This window comes from Sphingomonas bacterium, from assembly GCF_903643035.1.
Classification (GTDB): domain Bacteria; phylum Pseudomonadota; class Alphaproteobacteria; order Sphingomonadales; family Sphingomonadaceae; genus Sphingomonas.
On sequence record NZ_CAHJWW010000016.1, the window covers coordinates 1 to 20910 of the forward strand.

Sequence of the window (20910 nt, forward strand, 5' to 3'; positions counted from 1 at the left end):
CCCGCGATCACCGCCTCGCCCGCCGCCGTGACGGAGGTGACGCCGCCGTCGCGCCCGCCCGGCGCGGCCAGCACCAGCGGCCGGTCGAACAGGTTGTTCAGCACCTGTACCGCGTCCCATGCCGCCTTGTAGCTGAGCGCGCAGGCGCGGGCGGCGCCGCTGATCGATCCTGTGTCCCGTACCGCGCGCAGCAGCGCGATCCGCTCCGCGCCGACGCGTCCGGCCCCGGCGCGGCGCAGGAGAAGCTCGGCGTGAAGCGGATCGGCGGCGGTCATCCGCCCCCCGTATCAGTAACGGAAGCGGACCGTACCCCCGATCGTGCGCGGATCGCTCGGCGTGCCCAGGATCAGTCCGGAGTTGCCCGCCTGAATCGTCACGTTCTGGATGTAGTTGGTATCGAGCAGGTTGCGCGCGAACACCGCAAGTTCCAGCCCGTTGCCGAAGCGATAGCCGACCGATCCGTTGGTGACGTTGTAACCATAGATGTAGGTGTAGCGCGACAGCGACGAGTCGCCGTTATAGCCGCTGCGCGAATTGCTATCGGCGTGAAGGAAGACGGACCCCTGGTTGCCGAACAGCGTGACGGGATGGGCATAGTCGGCCCCGACCGTGAACGAGAACTTGGGCAGCGATGCGAGTTGCTGGCCCGTCAGGCTGCATGCGGTGGTGGCGGCGGTCTGCAGTTCCAGCGGGCACGGACCGGCGGGATAGTTGCTGTAGCGCCCGTCCTCATAGGCGAGCGAGGCGCGCAGCGAGAGCCCGCGGAACACCAGCGCCGTCGCCTCCGCCTCGATCCCCTTCACCGTCACCTCGGGGATGTTCGACAGATAGCCGCGCAGCGCCACTGTCTGCGAACTGTCGACGATCGTCGCCTGGAAGTCGCGGACCTTGGTGTAGAAGCCGTCGATGTTGAAGATCAGGTGCCGGTCGAACAGCCGGGTCTTGATCCCGACCTCGTAGTTGGTGTTGCGCTCCGGACGGACGACGGCGGTCGACAGGACGGGGTTGTTGCCCGCGTCCAGCGGCAGCCCGGACATGTTGATGCCGCCCGACTTGAATCCGCGCGCATAGCTTGCATAGCCGAGGACCCCGTCGGTGAGTTGGTACGACAGGTTGCCGCGACCCGACAGGCTGCGGTCGGCATTGTGCGCGGTATAGGCCTGCGGGCGCAGGATCGACAGCTTGGCATTGGCCTGCGCGGTGGTGGTGGGCGTCGCGCCGCCGAAGACGGTCGTGACGTACGAGCCGTCCTTATACTCCCAGGTGTAGCGAAGCCCGCCGGTCACGGTCAGCCGCTTGACGACATGCCAGTTCGCCTCACCGAACGCGGCATAGCTGCGCGACGTGAAGTCGGTATGGCCGTCGGTGCCATAGCCGTCGAGCAGGTTGGACGGATAGTTCGTCTGCGTGCCGTTGGCGGCGATCACCGGATTGAGCAGGAAATCGGTCGCGGCCGGACCATAGGTGCTCAGCGGCTCGCCGGTGATCTTCTGGTTGAAGTAATAGAAGCCGCCGACGTAGGTGATGCGATGCTCGCCGTTCGAGGCGAAGCGCAGCTCCTCGCTATACTGGTCCTGGCGCGAGGGAATGTGCTGGACGAGCTGGACCGGGATGCCGGTATAGTCGCGGTCGTTGGCCGCATCCCAGTTCCACCATCGCCACGCCGCGACGTTGGTGATCGTGACCGGGCCGACGGTCCAGTCGGTGATGTCGCTGATGCCGCCCTCGTTCGTCTTGACGTTGAGCTGCGCATCGATGTCGGTCAGCCGCGCATAGGGGTCGGTGCTCGGCGGCGAGTAGCCGAACTTTGCGGCAAGCGCCGGGAACTGCTTGGCCGCCGGACGCAGCGACTGGCCGACCCGCAGATAGACCTGCGTGCAGCAGGTGCTGTCGAAGCTGGTGAAGTCCGCGATCAGGCGGCTGGTCAGGTTGGCGGTCGGCCTGAAGAGCAACTGGCCGCGCACGGCCTGGTTGCCGATCGCGTTCTCGTTCTCGCCGGTGCGTACGTTCCGGATCACGCCGTCGCGCCGTGTCGACACCGCCGACACGCGGAAGGCCAGAACGTCGTCGACGATCGGGCCGGACACCGCCCCCTTCGCCTGGATGAAATTATAGCTGCCATAGGACACCTCCACCTCGCCCTCGGGCTTGAAGGTCGGCAGGCGGCTGGAGACGCTGATCGCGCCGGTGGTGGTGTTCTTGCCGAACAGCGTGCCCTGCGGTCCGCGAAGCACCTCGATCTGCTCGATGTCGCTGAAGTCGAACGCGGCGGTGGCGGGGCGGGCGTGATAGACCTGGTCGACGTAGAAACCGACGCCCGGTTCCAGCCCGTCGTTGGACTGGCTGACCGCCACGACGCTCGATCCGAGCCCGCGGATCGTGAAGGCGGTGTTGCGCGGATTGGCGGACGAATAGTTCAGGCTGGGCACCAGCTGGGAGAGCTGTTGCGTGTTCACCGTATACGACTGGTCGAGCAGGTTGCCGCCGATCACCTGCAGCGACCCCGGCACGCGTTGCGCATCCTCGGCGCGGCGGCGGGCGGTGACGATCACGTCGGGCAACCCGCCATCGCCATGGTCCTGGCCGATCGTAGCGGGTCTGGTGGCGCTTGCGCTGTCCGGGGCGCTGTCCGGCGCGTCCCTGGGCACCGGGGCCGCATCCTGTGGTGCGGCGACCTGCGCGCACGCGGCGCCGGTTATCAGCAGCGATGCCGACAGGCACGCGCCCGCCAGCAGAGTCCCCTTGTTCACGTTCCCATCCCCGCAGTATGTCGTTATGTAGCACCACGACATAGCGGCGCGCTCCCGCCAAGTCACGGAAGAATCGCGCGGTGGCTTGACCCGTACCGGCTCGACGCCGATCCCTGATAACGTGCCACCGGAACGCGCGATCATCGATGGCTGGGGGCTCGTTCCACGATGACGGTCTGGTTCATCAGCGACACGCACTGGGGAGACCATCGCACGATCAACATCCATCGTCGCCCGTTCGGATCGGTGGCAGAGATGGATGCGGCGCTGGTCGCCAACTGGAACGCCGTCGTCGCCCCGGAGGACACGGTCTGGCATCTGGGCGACGTGGCGCGCCGCCCTAGCGACGTGCCCGCGCTGCTCGCCGCTCTAAACGGCAGCAAGCACCTGCTGCGCGGCAACAACGATCCGCCCGGTACCGGCGCGGCGTCGGGCTGGGCCAGCGTCGCCGACTATGCCGAGCTCGACCTCGACGGGCGCTTCGTCGTCCTGGGCCATTATCCGTTTCGCAGCTGGAACCGGCAGGCGAAGGGCGCGATCGACCTGCATGGCCACAGCCACGGACGCCTGAAGCCGATGCCGCGTCAGTTCGATGTCGGGGTGGACGCGCGGGGGTTCGGGCCGGTGACTCTGGCCATGCTGTTGAACCCCGTTCCTCCGCTCCGTCCGGCCTGACCCTGTCGAGGGATGGTTTCTCCTAAAGGAAGGCAGGGCTTCGACAGGCTCGACCCGAACGGGGATGGCGTTGGCCGCCAGCTGGTATAGCCTGACGGTGGAAGGGGACGGGCATGGCAGGCGGACTGTTGCGGCGAAAGCCGATCGCGACGGCGGACGGAGCCGGGGTCGCGCTCGCCCGCACCCTGTCGTGGCCGCACCTGCTGGCGCTCGGCGTCGGGGCGATCGTCGGTACCGGCATCCTGACGCTGATCGGCGTCGGTGCGGATCGGGCGGGGCCGGCGGTGCTGCTGAGCTTCGTGGCGGCGGGGGCGATCTGCGCATGCGCGGCGCTGTGCTATGCCGAGATGGCGAGCGCGATCCCGATATCCGGCAGCGCCTATGCCTATAGCTATGCCGTGCTGGGCGAGGCGATCGCCTGGGTGGTCGGGTGGAGCCTGATCCTGGAATATTCACTGGTGGTGTCGACCGTCGCGGTGGGCTGGTCCGGTTATGCGGTGGCGTTCCTGAAGGGGATGGGGATCGCCGTACCCAAGTCGCTCGCCGCCGGCCCGGCGCTGGGCGGCGTCCTGAACCTGCCGGCGGTGGCGATCATCGCGGTCGTCGCGGGCATGCTGATGCTGGGCACGCGGGAGAGCGCGCGGGTCAACGCCGCGCTGGTCGCGCTCAAGATCGCCACGCTCGCGCTGTTCGTCGCGGTGGCGCTGCCGCGCTTCGATGTGGTCAACCTCCATCCCTTCGCGCCGTTCGGCTTCGGCAGCGTGGCGGGCGCGGACGGGGTCAAACGCGGGGTCATGGGAGCGGCGGCGATCGTCTTCTTCGCCTTCTATGGCTTCGACGCGATCTCGACCGCGGCGGAGGAGACGAAACGACCCGAGCGCGACCTGGCGATCGGCATCGTCGGATCGATGCTGGCGTGTACCGTCATCTACCTGCTCGTCGGCGCGGCCGCGATCGGTGCCGTGCCGTTCGCCAGGCTGGGCGCCAGTCCGGAGCCCCTGGCGCTGATCCTGCGCGAACTCGGCCGGCCCGGTGTCGCGACGCTCGTCGCGGCGGCGGCGGCGGTCGCGCTGCCGACGGTCCTGCTAGCCTTCCTGTACGGTCAGAGCCGGATCTTCCTGGCGCTGGCGCGCGACGGCTTCCTGCCCGCAGGGCTCGCTCGCGTGTCGGCGCGGGGCGTGCCCGTGCGGATCACCGCCGTTACCGCGACCCTGGTCGCGGCCATCGCCGCGCTGGTGCCGCTCGACGTGATCGCCAGCCTCGCCAACGCAGGGACGCTCGCCGCCTTCATCGCGGTCGCCGCCTCCGTGCTGGTGATGCGGCGGCGCGATCCTGCGATGCCGCGGCCGTTCCGGGTGCCGGCCGCCTGGGTGGTAGCGCCGGCGGCGATCCTGGGCTGCGCCTATCTGTTCACCAGCCTTCAGGCGGTGACGCAACAGGCGTTCCTGGGCTGGAACCTGATCGGGCTGGCGATCTATCTGCTGTATGCGCGCCGCCGCGCGGTCATGGCCTGATGGCCGCCACCATCGCCCGGACCGCGGCGCCTAGCCGACGCGCGTCCAGTTGAGCGTACGGCAGAACGGCCCGAGGCATCCCTTGACGTGCAGCGTGCCGCCATCGCGCAGCAGTTCCGCGCGATAGCTGCGACCGCTGTCGGGATCATAGACCCGCCCCTTCCACCGGTCCCCCGCCGACACGAAGCCCGACAGGATCGTGATGCCCTTGATCGGCTGCGTCCGCTGGGCCGGGTCAGGGTTCTTGACGTCGGTCGCAGGGCCGCCCAGTCGCGGCTTGACGACGCGGACGATCCGGCCGCAGAGCTTCGCCCCGCTGTCCCGCACTTGGCAAGGCGCAACCTCAACGACCGCACTGCCGTCGGTCACCAGCCATCGGCCGGTGACCGGGATGGGCGCCGCCGCCGCGGGCTTGACGACGAGCATCGCCAGCAGCGTCGCCACCCATGTCCTCATGCCGCGAGCTTGCGCAGCACATAATGGAGGATGCCGCCGTTGAGGAAATATTCCAGCTCGTTGACCGTATCGATCCGGCATCGCGCGACGAACGTCTCGGCCGTTCCGTCGGCCCGCGTCAGCGCCACCTCTACGTCCTGGCGCGGCCGCAACCCGGCGACGTCGAGGATCGTGAACGTCTCGCTGCCATCGAGCTTCAGCGAGGTGCGGTCGTCGCCAGCCGAGAACTGAAGCGGCAGGACGCCCATGCCGACGAGGTTGGACCGGTGGATGCGCTCGAAGCTCTCGGCGATCACGCAGCGCACGCCGAGCAGGTTGGTACCCTTCGCCGCCCAGTCGCGCGACGATCCGGTGCCGTACTCGCGCCCCGCGATCACCACCAGCGGCACGCCGTCCGCCTTGTACGCCATGGCCGCGTCATAGATCGACATGACCTGGCCGTCGTGCCTGGACATGCCGCCCTCGACGCCCGGCACCATCTCGTTTCGGATGCGGATGTTGGCGAAGGTGCCGCGCATCATCACCTCGTGGTTGCCGCGCCGCGCGCCATAGCCGTTGAAGTCGGCGACGGTCACCTGACGGTCCTGAAGATACAGGCCGGCGGGCGACGAGGCACGGATGCTGCCGGCCGGCGAGATGTGGTCGGTCGTGATAGAGTCGCCCAGGATCGCCAGCGGCCGTGCGTCGACGATGTCCGTGACCGGCGCCGGCGTCATCTCCATCCCGTCGAAATACGGCGGGTTGGCGATGTAGGTGCTGCCCGCACGCCAGTTATAGGTGTCCGATCCCTCGACCTGGATGCCCGACCAGTGGCGATCGCCCTGGTACACGTTCCCGTAACGCGCCTCGAACATCCCGGAATCGATGTTGGCGGCCATGACGGTCGCCACTTCCTCGTTGGAGGGCCAGATGTCCTTCAGATATACGTCGGCGCCGTCGTCGCCCTGGCCGATCGGCGTCGTGACCATGTCCTCGGTCACCGTGCCCTTTATGGCATAGGCGACGACCAGCGGCGGCGAGGCGAGGAAGTTGGCGCGCACGTCCGCCGACACGCGACCTTCAAAGTTGCGGTTGCCCGACAGGACCGACGCCGCGACAAGGTCGTTCTCGTTGATCGCCGCCGAGATTGGCGCGGCGAGCGGTCCCGAGTTGCCGATGCACGTCGTGCAGCCATAACCGACGAGGTTGAAGCCCAGCGCGTTCAGGTCGCTCGTCAGCCCCGCCTTGTCGAGATAGTCGGTCACGACCTGCGACCCCGGCGCGAGCGAGGTCTTCACCCACGGCTTGGGCTTCAGTCCAAGCGCATTCGCCTTGCGCGCGACGAGGCCGGCCGCGACCAGCACGCTGGGGTTCGAGGTGTTGGTACACGAGGTGATCGCCGCGATCACGACGTCGCCGTCGCCGATGTCGTGGTCGCGCCCCGCGACCGGCGCGCGGACGGCGGTTTCCTTCATGTAGACCTTGTGCAGGTCGCCGTTGAACACCTCGTCCACCTTGTTCAGCGACACCTTGTCCTGCGGGCGCTTGGGGCCGGCGAGGCTGGGCACGACGCAGGCCATGTCGAGTTCCAGCGTGTCGGTGAACACGGGATCGGGCGCGTCGGCGTGGCGCCACAGCCCCTGCGCCTTCGCATAGGCCTCCGCCAGCGCCACCGCCTCGTCCGAGCGCGCGGTGAGGCGCATGTAGTCGAGCGTCTTGTCGTCGATCGGGAAGAAGCCGCACGTCGCGCCGTATTCGGGCGCCATGTTGGCGATCGTCGCGCGGTCGGCGAGCGTCATGTGGTCGAGCCCGGGACCGTAGAACTCGACGAAACGGCCGACCACGCCCCTGGCGCGCAGCATCTGCGTGACGGTGAGGACGAGGTCGGTCGCGGTGATCCCCTCGCCCAGCGCGCCCGTCAGCCGGAAACCCACCACCTCGGGGATCAGCATGGAGACGGGCTGGCCGAGCATCGCCGCCTCCGCCTCGATCCCGCCGACGCCCCAGCCGAGCACGCCCAGGCCGTTGACCATCGTCGTGTGGCTGTCGGTGCCGACCAGCGTGTCGGGGTAGGCGAAGGTCACGCTGTCGCTCCGGGCGCCCGCCTGAGTCGAGGACCAGACCGCCTGACTGACGTATTCGAGGTTCACCTGATGGCAGATGCCGGTGCCGGGCGGCACGACCTGGAAGTTGTCGAGCGCCTTTGATCCCCATTTCAGGAACTCGTAGCGTTCGATGTTGCGCTGATACTCCAGGTCCATGTTGTCGCCCAGCGCCTGGGGCGTGCCGAACTCGTCCACCATCACGCTATGGTCAATGACGAGATGGACGGGGACCTGCGGGTTTATCTTCGCCGCGTCGCCGCCGAGCTTGGTGATCGCGTCGCGCATCGCCGCGAGGTCGACGACGCAGGGAACGCCCGTGAAATCCTGCATCAGCACGCGCGCGGGGCGATACTGGATCTCGCGGTTGGGGTTGCTGGGGTCCTTCTGCCAGTCGATCAGCGCCTGGATGTCGGTGACGGTGACGGTCTTGCCATCCTCGAACCGCAGCAGGTTCTCCAGCAGCACCTTCATCGAGAAGGGCAGCCGCGACACGTCGCCCAGCTGCGCCGCCGCCTTGTCGAGCGAGTAATAGTCGTAGGCCTTGCCGCCGACGGTCAGCGTGGTGCGGGTGCCTAGCGTGTCCTGGCCGATGGCGGTCATGGCGCATATCTCCTGAGCAGGTCCGGTGCCGGCATGGTCGAAGGGGAGCGACAGCCCCACGCGACACCCAGCGACGACCGGCGGAAACGATTGTTGCTTGCAGCTCTAGCAAGGAGGACGCGGCGGGGGAAGGGGCGCGGGGCGGTGGACGGGGCCGGGATTGCTCCGGATCAACGCGCCCGAGCCATGCCGGCCGCGCTTCTTGTCGTCGCGACGCGAGCGGGCGCCCGGCTGTCGATCGCGACGCCCCGGCGGACGACGGGTCCGATCAGGCCCGACTCTCAGGCCCGTTCACTTGCCCGTCGATTGGCCCGCTTCCAAACCCAGCGACCGGCGCAAAAACGCGTCCGACTTGCCGAGCAGGTCCGCGCGGACATCGGCATCGTCGAGCTGATGGGTGAGTCCCTTGTATTCGACGTAATCGACCCTCCTGCCCGCCCCGCGCAGGCGGGAGGCCATCAGCCGGGACTCGCCGACGCCGACGTTGGTGTCGAGGTCGCCGTGGAACATCAGCACGGGGGCCTTGATGCGATCCGCATTCTGCGCGGGCGATCCCGCGCGCACCTCCGGCCCGTGTCCGATCTGCGCGTCGACTATCCTGTAGTTGGTGTAGTATCGATACTGGCCGCGCAGCGTCTCGAGGTCGGTGACGGGCGCGACCGCCACGATCGCCTTGAACAGGTCCGGGTCGAGCGCCGCCGACTGGAGCGCCGCATAGCCGCCGTACGACCAGCCGACGATCGCGAGCTTGCCCGGCGCGGCGATGCCGGACGCCAGCAGGTAGCGGCCGGCGTCGTTGACGTCGCCGATCGCGGTCCGCCACGACTGGAAGCCGTTCTTCTGGAACCACGCCGAGCCGTAGCCGGACGAACCGCGGTAGTTGGGCTGGAGCACCGCATAGCCGCGGCTGGCGAAGAACTGCGACAGCCAGTCGAAGCCCCATTCGTCGCGTGCCGACGGCCCGCCATGCGGCATCACGATCGCGGGCAGCCCCTTTGGAATACCGGGACCGTCGCTGCCCGGCGGCAGGGTGAGATAGGCCGGGATATCCGTGCCGTCCGCCGCCTTGAAGGTGACCGGCCGCACGCTCGCGAGCCTCACGTCGGCGAGCCCGGGGCGGACGGCCATGATCTCGGCCAGGTGGCGGCTCGGCTTGTCATAGAGGTAGTAGCGGCCCGGATCGCTGTCCGATCCGGCGAACAGCACCAGCTGCTTCTCGTCCGCGCTGGCGTCCACGAAGGTGATGATCGGGGTGGTGGGCAAGGCGCGGCCAAGCGAGGCGCCCAACGTCTTGAGCTCCGGGTCGAAGAACACGTTCTCGCGCTTGTCGGTGGCGAAGCTCGCCCCGACCACCCGGCGCTGACGCCCGATCGTCAGGAGTTCGTCGACGTCCACCCGGGGGTTGGCCAGCACCAGCTCGCGCTTGCCGCTGCCGTCGAGCGAGACGCGGTACAGGCCCTGGCGCCCGCCCGCGTCGTCGAAGCCATAGGCGGCGTTCAGGTCGCGATCGACCGCATAAGGCTCGAACCCGCGGTCGCCGGTGCTGGTGACGGTGACGGTGGACAGCGGCTGCCACCCGCGCCCGCCCGGCTGGCGATAGCGGAAGGCGACCCGGCCCAGCATGTAGCCGTTGTCCGCAGCGGCGGCGACGCCCATCACCCGCACCGTGCCGTGCCCGTCCGACAGATAGTCGATCGCGCCGGCCGCCGGCGGCTCGATCTGGCGATGCTGGAGGCTGGTCGTGTCGATCTGCTCGACGCCGACGCCCGATCGGTGCGACGCGAGAAGGGTGCCGGTGCTGTACTGCTCCGATACGGCGCGGGTGACGAGGACCGCGCCGCTGCCGTCCGCCAGCCAGTCGATCACGCCGCCGCCCGACTGGCCGAGCCCCAGGTCGCCGGAGCGCCGCTCCGCGCTCACCTCCTTCAGGTCGCCGCCGTCGGCGTTCATCGCGAACAGGCGGGTCAGGCTGAGCTGCAGGCCGTTTGCGGACGTCACCGCCGCCACCTGGCACAGCAGCCGCGCGTCGGTGATCCAGGAGCAGTCGACGATCTGGTCGGGCCGTCCGCTGGAGGTCATCACCAGCTTCTCGCTGGCGGCGGCGACGTCATAGACGTATACCCCGCTGCTCGCTCCGGCGGTCGCGCGCAGGATCGCGATCCGCTTGCCACCGGGCGACAGGCTGATCTGGCGGACGTTCTCGCGCGTGCCGAACAGCCGCGCGGTCCGCGTCGCATCATCCACGGAAGACCTGTCCGCTGGCGACCTGTCCGCCGCCGCCCGTTGCGCGGGCGCTCCCGTCGCCGCGTCAACCGATCCGGCCATCCCCGACAAGGCGAGCGCCATCCCCAGCGCGACGCGCGGTCCGTATGCCATCGATCCTCCCCAACCCCCCGGGTGACGGTGCGAGGATACCGTCCTCGCGATGCAGTGCAAGCCACTCACGAGCGACGCGGAATCGGTTCCGCGGAAAACCCCGCGTCGCCGGTGACCCGGCGCTTGCACGCCACGTCCCGTCCGGTCCGGTCCGGTCGTTTACGCCGTGGTCATCCATAGTGCGTCATCCTGCCGCGACGGATGGGAGGGCGATGGCTTCGGGCGTCGCCGCGCGGGGGAAGATGATGCTGGAGGACGTTTCGCCATCGGCGGACGAGCCGGTGGGCGCCACCGGTGCCGGCGGGCTCGCGATCGTCGCCCTGGCTCCGGCGCTGCTGGCGGCGTGCGGCGACGGCACGGGATCGGGCACCGCCGGGGCGGGCACCGCGCCAGGCATCACCGTCGCGGCGGCGAGCGTCACCCCGGTCCAGGCCAGCCGCTTCCTTGCCCAGTCGACGATGGGCGCCACGCGGACGATGGTCGACGCGCTGGTGGCGCGCGGGTTCGACGGGTGGCTGACCGACCAGTTCGCGCTGCCCCGCGCGACGACGCACTGGGACTGGCTCGTCGCCAACGGCTACGGCCTTGCGGCGAACGTCAACGGCCAGGCCGGCTATGACGCGACCGTCTGGCGGCAGCTGATCGCGGAGCCCGACCAGCTGCGCCAGCGCGTCGGCATGGCGCTGCTCGACCTGATGGTCGTCGGCATCGACGGGATCAACACCAACTGGCGCGCCTTCAACGCCGCCGCCTATCTCGACGTGCTCATGGACGGCGCGTTCGGCAATTTCCGCGCGCTGATGGGCGCGATCACCACCAGCGCGGCCATGGGATCGTTCCTGACCTTCCTGAACAACCGCAAGGCCAACGCCGCCACCGGATCGCAGCCCGACGAGAACTACGCGCGCGAGCTGATGCAGCTGTTCACGCTGGGGCTCTACAAGCTCAACATGGACGGCACGCTCATCGGCGGCGCGACGCCGGTGGAGACCTATACGCAGGCCGACGTGTCGGGACTGGCGCGCGTGTTCACCGGGCTGTCGCTTGCCTCGACCAGCACCGCGACGCCGGACGTGTACCGCCAGCCGCTGGTGATGAACGCCGCGGTCAACGAGACGGGCAGCGCGAGCTTCCTTGGCACCAGCGTCACGGGCGGCGGGATGGCGGCGGTGAACGCCGCGCTCGACGCGATCTTCGCGCACGGCAACATCGCCCCGTTCGTGTCGAAGCAGCTGATCCAGCGGCTGGTCTCGTCCAACCCGTCGCCCGGCTATGTCGCGCGCGTGGCGGCGGTGTTCGCGGACAACGGCAAGGGGGTGCGCGGCGACATGCAGGCGGTGCTGCGCGCGATCCTGCTCGACACCGAAGCGCGATCGGACGCGAGCCTGGCGACCACGACGGGAGGCAAGCTGCGTGAGCCGATCACGCGGCTGACCGGCTGGGCGCGCGCCTATGGCGCCGCCTCGCCGTCGGCCGCCTGGGCGATCGGCGACACATCGAGCAGCTCCACCCGGCTCGGCCAGTCGCCGGGACGCGCGCAGACCGTGTTCAACTTCTTCCGCCCCGGCTATTCGCCGCCCAACACCGCGATCTCCGCCGCCGGCCTCGTCGCGCCCGAGTTCCAGCTCGCGAACGAGCAGACGGTGGTCGGCACGGTCAACTACCTCCAGGCGCTGATCGCGAACGGCGCGGGCGACGTGAAGGCGGACTACACCGCGATCCTCGCCAAGGCGGGCGACAGCGCCGCACTGGTGGACGAGGTGAACGTGGTGCTCGCCGCCGGCCAGCTTTCCGCCACGACGGTCGCGTCGATCAGGACGGCGGTGGACAGCGTGGCGACGACCGCGACGGGCGGCCCGACCAACCGGGTGGGGATCGCGATCCTGCTGACGCTGGCGTCGCCCGACTATCTGACGCTGAGATAGGAGACGGACGATGTGCGACGACGACCGCTCCTCCGACCCGTACCGCGCGCTCGGGCTCGATCCCGCCGACCGGATCGACGGGTCGCGTCGCGCCTTCCTGCGCCGCTCGGCCGCGCTCGGGCTGGCGGGAGTCGCGACCCCGTTCGTCTCCAGCCTGGCCGCGATCGGCGAGGCGGCGGCGGCGACCGCAGGCGACTACAAGGCCCTGGTCTGCGTGTTCCTGTACGGCGGCAACGATCACGCCAACACGCTGACCCCTTATCACCAGGCGGGCTACGCCGCGTACCAGGCGGCGCGCGCGAACCTCGCGCTGACGCGGGACCAGCTCGCGCCAGGCCTGCTCACCCCCGCGACCGCGCTGCCGAACGGGCGGCAATACGCGCTGGCTCCCGCGATGCAGCCGCTGCTGCCGTTGTTCAATGGGGGCAAGATGGCGGCGGTGATGAACCTCGGCACGCTCGTCCAGCCGACCACCAAGGCGCAATATACCGCCGCCTCCGTCAAGCTGCCGCCCAAATTGTTCAGCCACAACGACCAGCAGAGTTATTTCCAGGCGAGCAACCCGGAAGGCGCGACGTCGGGCTGGGGCGGGCGGATCGGCGACCTGTTGCAATCGGGCAACGGGTCGTCGACGCTGACGTGCATCAACGCGAGCGGCAACGCGGTGTACCTGACGGGCCGCGCGGCGGTGCAGTATTCGATCGGCTCGGGTGGGCCGGTCGCGCTGCTGGGCAACGGGTCGAGCGTGTTCGGATCGTCGGCGGCGGTGTCGACGCTGAAAAGCCTGATGACCGGCGGCAACGGCCACGTCATCGGCAACGAGCACGCCGTCGTCGCCAGGCGCGCGCTCGACACCTACGCGCAGGTGACGGCGGCGCTGGGGAACGCGCCGGCGGCGAGCTTCCCGCTGTTCCCGTCGGGCAACAGCCTCGCCGACCAGCTCAGGATCGTCGCGCGGATGATCTCGGTCTCGTCGGAACTGGGCGCGAAGCGGCAGGTGTTCTTCGTCTCGCTGGGCGGGTTCGACATGCACGAGAACCTGGCCGCCGCTCACCCGGTGCAGATCGGGCTGGTGGCGAACGCGATGCGCGCCTTCTACGACACCACCGCCGCGCTGGGCGTCGCGGACAAGGTGACGACCTTCACCGCCAGCGATTTCGGCCGCACGCTGACCAGCAACACCAGCGGCGCGGACCATGGCTGGGGATCGATGCACTTCGTCATGGGCGGCGCGGTGAAGGGCCAGCGCCTGTACGGCACCGCGCCCGCGATTGGCAGCGGCACGGCGGACGACGTCGGCCAGGGGCGGCTGGTGCCGACGACGTCGGTCGACCAATACGCCTCGACGCTGGCGAGCTGGTTCGGGGTGGGAACGGGCGACATGACGACGGTGCTGCCCAACATGGGAAACTACACGCCGTCGACGTGGAACCTCGGGTTCGTGTGAGCAGGGGATCCGGGCGAGGAAGGTGCGATGGCGGGCGGGGTTCCCGACGCCGGCTTGATCGCCTGCCCTAAGCCGCTACGCTCGCGCCTCACGAGTGGAGAGTCGGTATGTCGGCACGTACATGGATGACGGCGGTCTTGCTGCTCACCGGCGCCAGCGCGGCTCGGGCCGAGGATCATGACCTGCCCGCCACCCCCGCGACCGTCGCCTGGGGCCACTACGACGCCGCGGCCAAGCCGGTGCTCACCGTCCGTTCGGGCGATACGGTGACGGTCCACACCCTGCTGACCAACAGCCCCACCGGCCTCGAACGCGCGGGCGTCGCGCCGGCGGACATCGAGTCCTCGTTGCGGGCGGTGTTCGCGGGCGTGGCGGCGGATCAGCGGGGGCCGGGCGGGCATATCCTGACCGGGCCGATCGCCGTGGAGGGCGCGGAAGCTGGCGACACGCTGGAGGTGCGGATCCTGAAGATCGACCTCGCCATTCCCTATGCTTATAATGCGTTCGGACCGACGACCGGCTTCCTGCCCGACGACTTCCCCTATCGCCGCGTGAAGATCGTGCCGCTCGACAGGAAGCGGATGGTTGGCCATGTTGCGCCAGGCGTCGACGTGGCGCTGCACCCCTTCTTCGGCAGCATGGGCGTCGCGCCGCCGACGTCCTTCGGCCGGTACGACAGCACTCCGCCCAATATCGGCGGCGGCAACATGGACGATCGCGCGCAGGTCGCGGGCACCACCCTGTTCTTTCCAGTCCACGCGCCGGGCGCGCTGCTGGAGGTAGGCGACGGCCACGCCGCGCAGGGGAATGGCGAGGTCGACATCACCGCGCTGGAGACCAGCCTCGTGGGCAAGCTTCAGCTAATCCTGCACAAGAAAGGCAGCGGCGCAGACGTCGAGGCCAGCTATCCGCGCGCGGAGACGCCCGCTGCCTATATCGCGATGGGCTTCGACGAGGACCTGTCGAACGCCGCGCGCAAGGCGGTGCGGGGCATGATCGACTGGCTGGTGGCGGCCAAGGGGATGACGCGCGACGATGCGTACATGTTGGTTAGCGTTGCGGGCGACGTCGAGGTGACCGAGCTGGTGGACCGCAACAAGGGCGTGCACGTGGCGCTGCCCAAGGCGGTGTTCGCAAACTCAGGGCGGTGACTCCTCCGACCCGTTCGTGCCAAGCTTGTCGAAGCGCTGCTTCTCGTCAAAGGGGCTGCCGTTCTCCTGCGGGAAGGGTCGTGCTCGGACAAGCGAGGGTCAACGGAAGAGGAGAAGGCAAGGTCTCAGGGTGACGAAGCGCAGCGATCCGCCCTAAGGGAGCGTCATGCCCGTCCGCATGCTCCACCTCCACTCCACCTTCGCGCTCGGCGGCAAGGAGGCGCGGGCGGTGCGGCTGATGAACGCCTGGGGGCCGGCCGCCACGCACACGATCGTCTCCGGCATCCCCGACCAGCTCGGCGCGCGCGCGCGGATCGACCCGGGCATCGCGTACGAGATCGCGTCCGACCCGCCGCCGCTGACCGGCCGGCCTTCCGTCGCCCGCTACGAGGCGATCTCGCGCACCATGCGCGGCTACGATCTGGTGCTGACCTATAACTGGGGCGCGATCGACGGGGTGATGGCGCGGCGCGTGTTCGGGAAGAACGCCCCGCCACTGGTCCATCACGAGGACGGGTTCAACGAGGACGAGGCGGGTGGGCTGAAGCGCGAGCGCAACCTGTACCGCCGGCTCGCGCTGCCCGCCGCGCATGCGCTGGCGGTGCCGTCGCGGATGCTGGAGGCGATCGCGCTTCGGACATGGCGCCAGCCGCCCGGGCGAGTCCACCGCATCGTCAACGGCATCGACACCGCGCTGTACGCACGACCGCCCAAGCGCGGCGCGATCCCGGGTTTCGAGCGCCGGCCGGGCGAGATAGTGATCGGCGCGCTCGCCGGCTTGCGCGCCGTCAAGGACCTGCCGCTGCTGGTGCGCGCGGTCGGTGGCCTGTCGGGACGCGCGCGGCTGGTGATCGTCGGCGAGGGGCCGGAGCGCGGCGCCATCGAAAAGGCGGCGATGGCGATGGGGCTGGGCGACAACCTGGTCATGCCCGGACATCTGGAACGGCCGTACCGGTTCGTCGGGCTGTTCGACCTGCTGGCGGTGTCGTCCCGGTCCGAGCAGTTCCCGATCTGCGTGCTGGAGGCGATGGCGGCCGGGCTGCCGGTCGCGTCGATGCCGGTGGGCGACGTCGCGACGATGGTGGCGCCCGCGAACCTGCCGTTCGTGGCCGCGCGCCGCGCCGACGAAGTGGGGCTGCGCGATGCCATGGAGGCGCTGGCGCGAGACCCGGGCCTGCGCGCCAGCGTGGGCGCCGCGAACCGCGCTAAGGCAGTGGCCGACTATGACGAGGTGCTGATGATCGCGCGCTACAAGGCGTTGTACGAGGATGCCATGGGCCGGCCAGGCGCATTGGGGTGACGACACGAGGTCGTTTCCCGTCAAACCTGCCCTTGGTCGGCCCGTATCGGTATTTACCTCGCGCAGGGTTGGCAATGCGCTTATGGTGATGATGTAATCGGCGTGGAAGGCGATGCGTCCAGTGTTCAAAGGTATCAGGCCGATCAACTATGGCGGACGCGAGGTCTGGCCGCTGATCGAAGGTGGCAAGGGTGTCGCGGCGACCAACCACGCCTCCGCCGGTGCCTGGGCGGCGGCGGGCGGGATCGGAACCGTGTCGGCGGTCAACGCCGACAGCTACGATCCCGACGGTAGGATCATCCCGCAGATCTATCGTGCGCTCACCCGGCGCGAGCGGCACGACGAGCTGGTCCAGTATGCGATCGACGGCGCGGTGCATCAGGTGAAGCGGGCCTGGGACATCGCCGGCGGCGTCGGCGCGATCAACATCAACGTGCTGTGGGAGATGGGTGGCGCGCAGCGCGTGCTGGAGGGTGTGCTGGAGCGCACCCGCGGCCTTGTCGCGGGCGTCACCTGCGGCGCGGGCATGCCGTACAAGCTGTCGGAGATCGCGGCGTCGTACAACGTCAACTATCTGCCGATCGTGTCGTCCGCGCGCGCCTTCCGGGCGCTGTGGAAGCGCGCCTATTCCAAGGTGTCCGAGCTGCTGGGCGCGGTGGTGTACGAGGATCCGTGGCTGGCGGGCGGGCATAACGGCCTGTCCAACGCCGAGGACCCGCTGGTGCCGCAGGACCCGTACCCGCGCGTGAAGGCGCTGCGCGAGACGATGCGCGAGGGCGGGCTGGCCGACGACGTGCCGATCGTGATGGCGGGCGGCGTGTGGTACCTGCGCGACTGGAACGAGTGGATCGACAATCCCGAGCTCGGCCAGATCGCGTTCCAGTTCGGCACGCGCCCGTTGCTGACCCGCGAAAGCCCGATCGCGGACGGATGGAAGCAGCGGCTGACCACGATCGGAGAGGGCGAGGTGTCGCTGCACCGCTTCTCCCCCACCGGCTTCTACTCCTCCGCGGTGCGCAACCCGTTCCTGCTCGGGCTGGAGGCGCGATCCGAGCGGCAGATCGCGTTCTCGACGCAGACGGCGGGGGATCATGTCTATCAACTCGATGTCGGCGTGAAGGGCAGGAACTTCTGGGTCACGCTGGGCGACCTGCAACGCGCGCGCGCCTGGTATGGCGAGGGGTTCACCGATGCGCTGAAGACGCCGGACAATACCCTGGTGTTCGTGACGCCATCGCAGAAGGGCGAGATCCGCAAGGACCAGGCGGACTGCATGGGCTGCCTGTCGCACTGCCTTTTCTCGAGCTGGGCGGATAGCGAGACCAACTCGACCGGGCGTCTGGCCGACCCGCGCAGCTTCTGCATCCAGAAGACGCTGCAGGACATCGCGCACGGCGGCGAGGTGGAGCAGAACCTGATGTTCGCGGGCCATTCGGCGTACCAGTTCAAGCTCGACCCGTTCTACTCCAACGGCTTCGTGCCCACCGTCGGCCAGCTGGTGGAGCGGATACGCACGGGGGACTGAGGAGACCGACGACGGTGTCCTGCTACCGTTCGTAGCGATCAAGCCGCAGAAGAGATCACCGACCGCCCATCATTCCCATCAGCGCCATCGCCACCTGACGCTCCTGCACCGAAACCATGCCGTCCCGGTTGACGTCCGCGAGGTCGAATAGGTGGAGCGGGCGGGCGAGCGCCTCGTCCAAGGTCACGCGGCCGTCGCCCTTCGTGTTGGCGCGGTCGTACCAGCCCGCGCCGATGTGCGACAGCGCGTCGACCCCGCTCGCGGGCGCGGCCGGCTGGTGCGTCCGATACGTCGCGAACTCGGCGCGCGTGACGACGCCGTCGCGATTGGCGTCCATCTGCGCGAATTGCCGCTTCACGACCGCGACTACCTCGGTCCGCGCGATCGGGCGGTCCGGGAACTGCGCGGCGGTCTGGGCCGGGGCGGCGGAAGCGAGCAGGCCGGCCAAGGCGGCGGCGAAGGCGATGCGGATCATTGGGCCTGTCTACCGTCGCACGCTGTCTGCGAACTGAACGGCGATCCGGCATCTATGCCGCGACCGGCAGCGTTCGTACGATCGCCGCAGCTCCGGCGACCACGGCGGCGTCCTCAACGAAACCGGTCGGCGTCTGGCCATAGCGGCGCAACGCCGCCATCCGCGCGCGCCAGCCGGGATAGGAGGCGACCACCGCCGTCGCGCCGCCCACCGCGGCACCGAGCCAGCGTTCTCTGCGGGGCGCCAGCGCCATGCCGGCGAGCGCGCTGGTCATGAATCGCGCGGCAAGCCCGATGGGCACGATCCGATCGGGAGCGGTCTTCTGCTTGTCGCCCACCAACTCGCCGACGGCCAGCAGCGCGGTGGCGGCCGCCGCCCATCCGGCGCCCAGGAACGGAAGCCTGCCGTTCTCGTCGGGCAGCTCGCCACGCGCCGCCGCGATATAGACGGTCGCGAGCGGCGTCATCGCGCGCTGGCCCCCGACGAGGCCCATGAGGAACGAGGCGAGCATGGCGGAACTCCTGTAGGTTCGCGCGATCAATCGACTGGCCGATGGTGAGTTCCCTTGAGCCGTAGGCTTGGCACGGGATTGGCGCGCCAATCCCGCCCGGACAGATAGGCTTCCCGTGAACGGTGCTTGAGCGCCGCCGGCCGGGGAGGGAGCGCGCAAGTCGGGCGGGCGCCGACGTGCCGCGCTACGCCCACCCCTCCAGCACCTGGTCCGGCGGTCTCAACCCGTCCGCCCAGGCCCGGATGTTCGAGATCACCCGCTCGCCGCTCGCCACCCGGCCTTCCATCGTCGCCGACCCCATGTGCGGCGTCATCACCACGTTGGGCAGCGCCAGCAGGCGCGGGTCGATCGCCGGCTCGTGCCGCCAGACGTCCAGCCCCGCGCCGGCGAGCCGGCCACCTTCCAGCGCCACGACCATCGCCTCCTCGTCCACGATCCCGCCCCGGCTGGCGTTGATGAGGTACACATGCGGGCGCAGCAGCGCGATCCGGCGCGCGTCGATCAGCCCCTCGCTGTCGGCGTTGCGCGGCGTGTGCAGCGTCAATATGTCGATCGCGCCCAGCATCGCGTCGAGGTCGGGATGCCACCGCGCGCCAAGCTCCGCCTCCACCATCTCCGGCAGCCGGTGGCGGTTGTGGTAGTGGATCGACAGGCCGAACGCGCGCGCCCGGCGGGCCACCGCCTGGCCGATCCGGCCCATGCCGACGATGCCCAGCGCCTTGCCGCCGATCCGATAACCCAGCATCCCGCCGGGGCTCCACCCCGTCCACGCGCCCGACCGGACCAGCTTCTCCCCTTCCGCCAGCCGCCTTGGCACCGACAGGATCAGCGCCAGCGTCAGGTCGGCGGTATCCTGCGTCAGCACGCCCGGCGTGTTGGTGACGATGATCCGGCGCGCGCGCGCCGCCTTCAGGTCGATGTGGTTCACGCCCGCACCGAAATTGGCGATGAGACCCAGGCGCTCGCCCGCGCCCGCGATCAGGCCCGCGTCGACATCGTCGGTCACGGCCGGCACCAGCACGTCCGCGTGGCGCATCGCCGTCGCCAGCCCGGCGCGATCCATCGGCGTGTCCGATCGATTGGTGGCGGTGTCGAACAGCGCCTCCATCCGGTCCATGACCGCATCGGGCAGCTCGCGGGTGACGATCACCCTGGGGCGGGTCATGCGTCTCGTTTCGGGCATGGCACCGAAGTGACGGAGGGCGGCGGGCGCGTCAACGCCCATTGAAACGCTCACCACGCGAAGGCACAAGGTCGTGGCGTCGGCACAGGGCGACGCGGGGAGAAGCGGAGATGCGCGGAACGATGCTCGCAACGGCGCTTGCCGGCGCCGGCCTACTGACGGCGACGCCGGGCGGGGCGGCGGATCCGAAGCACAAGCTGCCGTATTTCGCGTCGATCGCCGCCGCCCGGGCGCGGATGCGGACCGGACCGGGGCGCAGCTATCCGGCGAGCTGGCTGTACGTCCGTCCCGACCTGCCGGTAAAGGTGCTGGCGACCTTCAAGGAATGGCGCAAGGTGGAGGATCCCGGCGGCACGCAGGGGTGGATGCTCGCCAACCTCCTGTCCGACAAGCGCACCGGCTTCGTCCCGGGCGGGAGCGCCGGCATGGCGGACGATGCGGTGGAACTGCGTGACCGGCCGGCGGCGGCGGGCCGTGTCGCGTGGCGCGCGGCGCCCGGCGTCGTCGGGCGACTGAGCCAGTGCGCCGACGGCTGGTGCAGGCTCGACGTGCGTGGACAGTCGGGCTTCGTCGAACAGGGGCGGCTGTGGGGTGTCGGTCAGGGCGAGGCGCTGCCGTGAACGATCTGCCGTGAACGATCGCCCGGAGTCGCCATGAGCCGACGGCTCCGGGCGACGACGCGTCATCCAGCCCCGTCGATCGCGCATCGTAACCGCGCCTCGTCGGTTGATGCCACCAAATGGTGGAGCGACGACGATGGGCCTGTTCAGCAACGAACCGGATAGCGGGCAGGGCGCGAAGCTCCGCGTGGTCGTATCGGGCGCGTCGAGCGGCATCGGCGCGGCGACCGCGATCGCCTTCGCCCGGGGTGGCGCACGATTGGTGCTGGCGGCGCGCGGGCGCGACGGGCTGGAGGACATCGCCGCCCTGTGCCGCGA

At 69.5% G+C, this 20910-nt stretch carries 17 protein-coding genes; 9 read left to right on the top strand and 8 right to left on the bottom strand.

Features of this window, described 5'->3' with window-relative positions:
- Together HUV01_RS02165 and HUV01_RS02170 are read right to left on the bottom strand one after the other, a co-directional pair.
- On the bottom strand, nt 1–275 hold a 275-nt coding region (locus tag HUV01_RS02165; RefSeq protein ID WP_174296685.1), incomplete at its 3' end, for a winged helix-turn-helix domain-containing protein.
- A gap of 12 nt (nt 276–287) precedes the next feature.
- The gene (locus HUV01_RS02170; protein ID WP_254606313.1) at nt 288–2750 is read right to left on the bottom strand and encodes a TonB-dependent receptor; all 2463 of its coding nucleotides are present in this window, start codon (nt 2748–2750) and stop codon (nt 288–290) included.
- Nucleotides 2751–2918: 168 nt separating this feature from the next.
- Between HUV01_RS02170 and HUV01_RS02175 the strand changes: the two genes are divergently transcribed.
- Nucleotides 2919–3425, top strand: coding sequence for a metallophosphoesterase family protein (locus HUV01_RS02175; protein ID WP_174296687.1), 507 nt, complete (start codon nt 2919–2921; stop codon nt 3423–3425).
- 113 nt (nt 3426–3538) lie between these two features.
- Entirely contained in the window at nt 3539–4939 is a 1401-nt protein-coding gene (locus HUV01_RS02180) for an amino acid permease (RefSeq protein ID WP_174296688.1), read from the top strand.
- A gap of 30 nt (nt 4940–4969) precedes the next feature.
- On the opposite strand, the gene HUV01_RS02185 is transcribed toward HUV01_RS02180, so the two are convergent.
- From HUV01_RS02185 to HUV01_RS02195, 3 genes are all read right to left on the bottom strand, one after another.
- A complete protein-coding gene (locus tag HUV01_RS02185) occupies nt 4970–5395 on the bottom strand; it encodes a DUF2147 domain-containing protein (protein WP_174296689.1) in 426 nt (141 codons plus the stop codon).
- Nucleotides 5392–8079, bottom strand: a complete 2688-nt coding sequence (gene acnA / locus HUV01_RS02190; protein ID WP_174296690.1) for an aconitate hydratase AcnA — start codon at nt 8077–8079, stop codon at nt 5392–5394. The genes HUV01_RS02185 and acnA overlap by 4 nt, the downstream gene beginning before the upstream one ends.
- A 291-nt stretch (nt 8080–8370) precedes the next feature.
- Complete coding sequence (locus HUV01_RS02195; RefSeq protein WP_254606314.1) at nt 8371–10455, bottom strand: alpha/beta hydrolase family protein; 2085 nt, start codon at nt 10453–10455, stop codon at nt 8371–8373.
- Nucleotides 10456–10667: 212 nt separating this feature from the next.
- Here HUV01_RS02195 and HUV01_RS02200 point away from each other — a divergent pair, with 212 nt between their 5' ends.
- The 5 genes from HUV01_RS02200 to HUV01_RS02220 all read left to right on the top strand — a co-directional run bounded on the left by HUV01_RS02200 (nt 10668) and on the right by HUV01_RS02220 (nt 17803).
- Entirely contained in the window at nt 10668–12380 is a 1713-nt protein-coding gene (locus HUV01_RS02200; protein WP_174296691.1) for a DUF1800 domain-containing protein, read from the top strand.
- 10 nt (nt 12381–12390) lie between these two features.
- The gene (locus HUV01_RS02205; protein WP_174296692.1) at nt 12391–13827 is read left to right on the top strand and encodes a DUF1501 domain-containing protein; all 1437 of its coding nucleotides are present in this window, start codon (nt 12391–12393) and stop codon (nt 13825–13827) included.
- Nucleotides 13828–13952: 125 nt separating this feature from the next.
- Nucleotides 13953–14978, top strand: a complete 1026-nt coding sequence (locus HUV01_RS02210; RefSeq protein ID WP_174296699.1) for an acetamidase/formamidase family protein — start codon at nt 13953–13955, stop codon at nt 14976–14978.
- Between the two features lie 166 nt (nt 14979–15144).
- Complete coding sequence (locus HUV01_RS02215; protein ID WP_174296693.1) at nt 15145–16278, top strand: glycosyltransferase family 4 protein; 1134 nt, start codon at nt 15145–15147, stop codon at nt 16276–16278.
- A 121-nt stretch (nt 16279–16399) separates the two neighbouring features.
- Nucleotides 16400–17803, top strand: coding sequence for an NAD(P)H-dependent flavin oxidoreductase (locus tag HUV01_RS02220; RefSeq protein ID WP_174296694.1), 1404 nt, complete (start codon nt 16400–16402; stop codon nt 17801–17803).
- Nucleotides 17804–17858: 55 nt separating this feature from the next.
- Here HUV01_RS02220 and HUV01_RS02225 read toward each other — a convergent pair whose 3' ends face one another.
- From HUV01_RS02225 to HUV01_RS02235, 3 genes are all read right to left on the bottom strand, one after another.
- Nucleotides 17859–18278: a hypothetical protein gene (locus tag HUV01_RS02225; RefSeq protein ID WP_174296695.1), complete on the bottom strand. Its 420-nt coding sequence runs from the start codon at nt 18276–18278 to the stop codon at nt 17859–17861.
- 52 nt (nt 18279–18330) lie between these two features.
- The gene (locus tag HUV01_RS02230; RefSeq protein ID WP_174296696.1) at nt 18331–18789 is read right to left on the bottom strand and encodes a DUF4126 domain-containing protein; all 459 of its coding nucleotides are present in this window, start codon (nt 18787–18789) and stop codon (nt 18331–18333) included.
- Between the two features lie 184 nt (nt 18790–18973).
- The gene (locus HUV01_RS02235; protein ID WP_254606315.1) at nt 18974–19954 is read right to left on the bottom strand and encodes a 2-hydroxyacid dehydrogenase; all 981 of its coding nucleotides are present in this window, start codon (nt 19952–19954) and stop codon (nt 18974–18976) included.
- A 128-nt stretch (nt 19955–20082) separates the two neighbouring features.
- Here HUV01_RS02235 and HUV01_RS02240 point away from each other — a divergent pair, with 128 nt between their 5' ends.
- Together HUV01_RS02240 and HUV01_RS02245 are read left to right on the top strand one after the other, a co-directional pair.
- A complete protein-coding gene (locus HUV01_RS02240; RefSeq protein ID WP_254606316.1) occupies nt 20083–20592 on the top strand; it encodes an SH3 domain-containing protein in 510 nt (169 codons plus the stop codon).
- Between the two features lie 136 nt (nt 20593–20728).
- The coding region (locus HUV01_RS02245) for an SDR family NAD(P)-dependent oxidoreductase (protein ID WP_217430875.1) at nt 20729–20910 on the top strand (182 nt) is incomplete at its 3' end.

Excerpts from the sequence above, each read along its gene's own strand:
- HUV01_RS02175 (WP_174296687.1), top strand. The coding sequence starts at position 2,919 with ATGACGGTCTGGTTCATCAGCGACACGCACTGGGGAGACCATCGCACG.
- HUV01_RS02200 (WP_174296691.1), top strand. The coding sequence starts at position 10,668 with ATGGCTTCGGGCGTCGCCGCGCGGGGGAAGATGATGCTGGAGGACGTT.
- HUV01_RS02240 (WP_254606316.1), top strand. The coding sequence starts at position 20,083 with ATGCGCGGAACGATGCTCGCAACGGCGCTTGCCGGCGCCGGCCTACTG.
- HUV01_RS02215 (WP_174296693.1), top strand. The coding sequence starts at position 15,145 with ATGCCCGTCCGCATGCTCCACCTCCACTCCACCTTCGCGCTCGGCGGC.
- HUV01_RS02205 (WP_174296692.1), top strand. The coding sequence starts at position 12,391 with ATGTGCGACGACGACCGCTCCTCCGACCCGTACCGCGCGCTCGGGCTC.
- HUV01_RS02195 (WP_254606314.1), bottom strand. The coding sequence starts at position 10,455 with ATGGCATACGGACCGCGCGTCGCGCTGGGGATGGCGCTCGCCTTGTCG.
- acnA (WP_174296690.1), bottom strand. The coding sequence starts at position 8,079 with ATGACCGCCATCGGCCAGGACACGCTAGGCACCCGCACCACGCTGACC.
- HUV01_RS02210 (WP_174296699.1), top strand. The coding sequence starts at position 13,953 with ATGACGGCGGTCTTGCTGCTCACCGGCGCCAGCGCGGCTCGGGCCGAG.
- HUV01_RS02230 (WP_174296696.1), bottom strand. The coding sequence starts at position 18,789 with ATGCTCGCCTCGTTCCTCATGGGCCTCGTCGGGGGCCAGCGCGCGATG.
- HUV01_RS02235 (WP_254606315.1), bottom strand. The coding sequence starts at position 19,954 with ATGACCCGCCCCAGGGTGATCGTCACCCGCGAGCTGCCCGATGCGGTC.
- HUV01_RS02225 (WP_174296695.1), bottom strand. The coding sequence starts at position 18,278 with ATGATCCGCATCGCCTTCGCCGCCGCCTTGGCCGGCCTGCTCGCTTCC.
- HUV01_RS02185 (WP_174296689.1), bottom strand. The coding sequence starts at position 5,395 with ATGAGGACATGGGTGGCGACGCTGCTGGCGATGCTCGTCGTCAAGCCC.
- HUV01_RS02180 (WP_174296688.1), top strand. The coding sequence starts at position 3,539 with ATGGCAGGCGGACTGTTGCGGCGAAAGCCGATCGCGACGGCGGACGGA.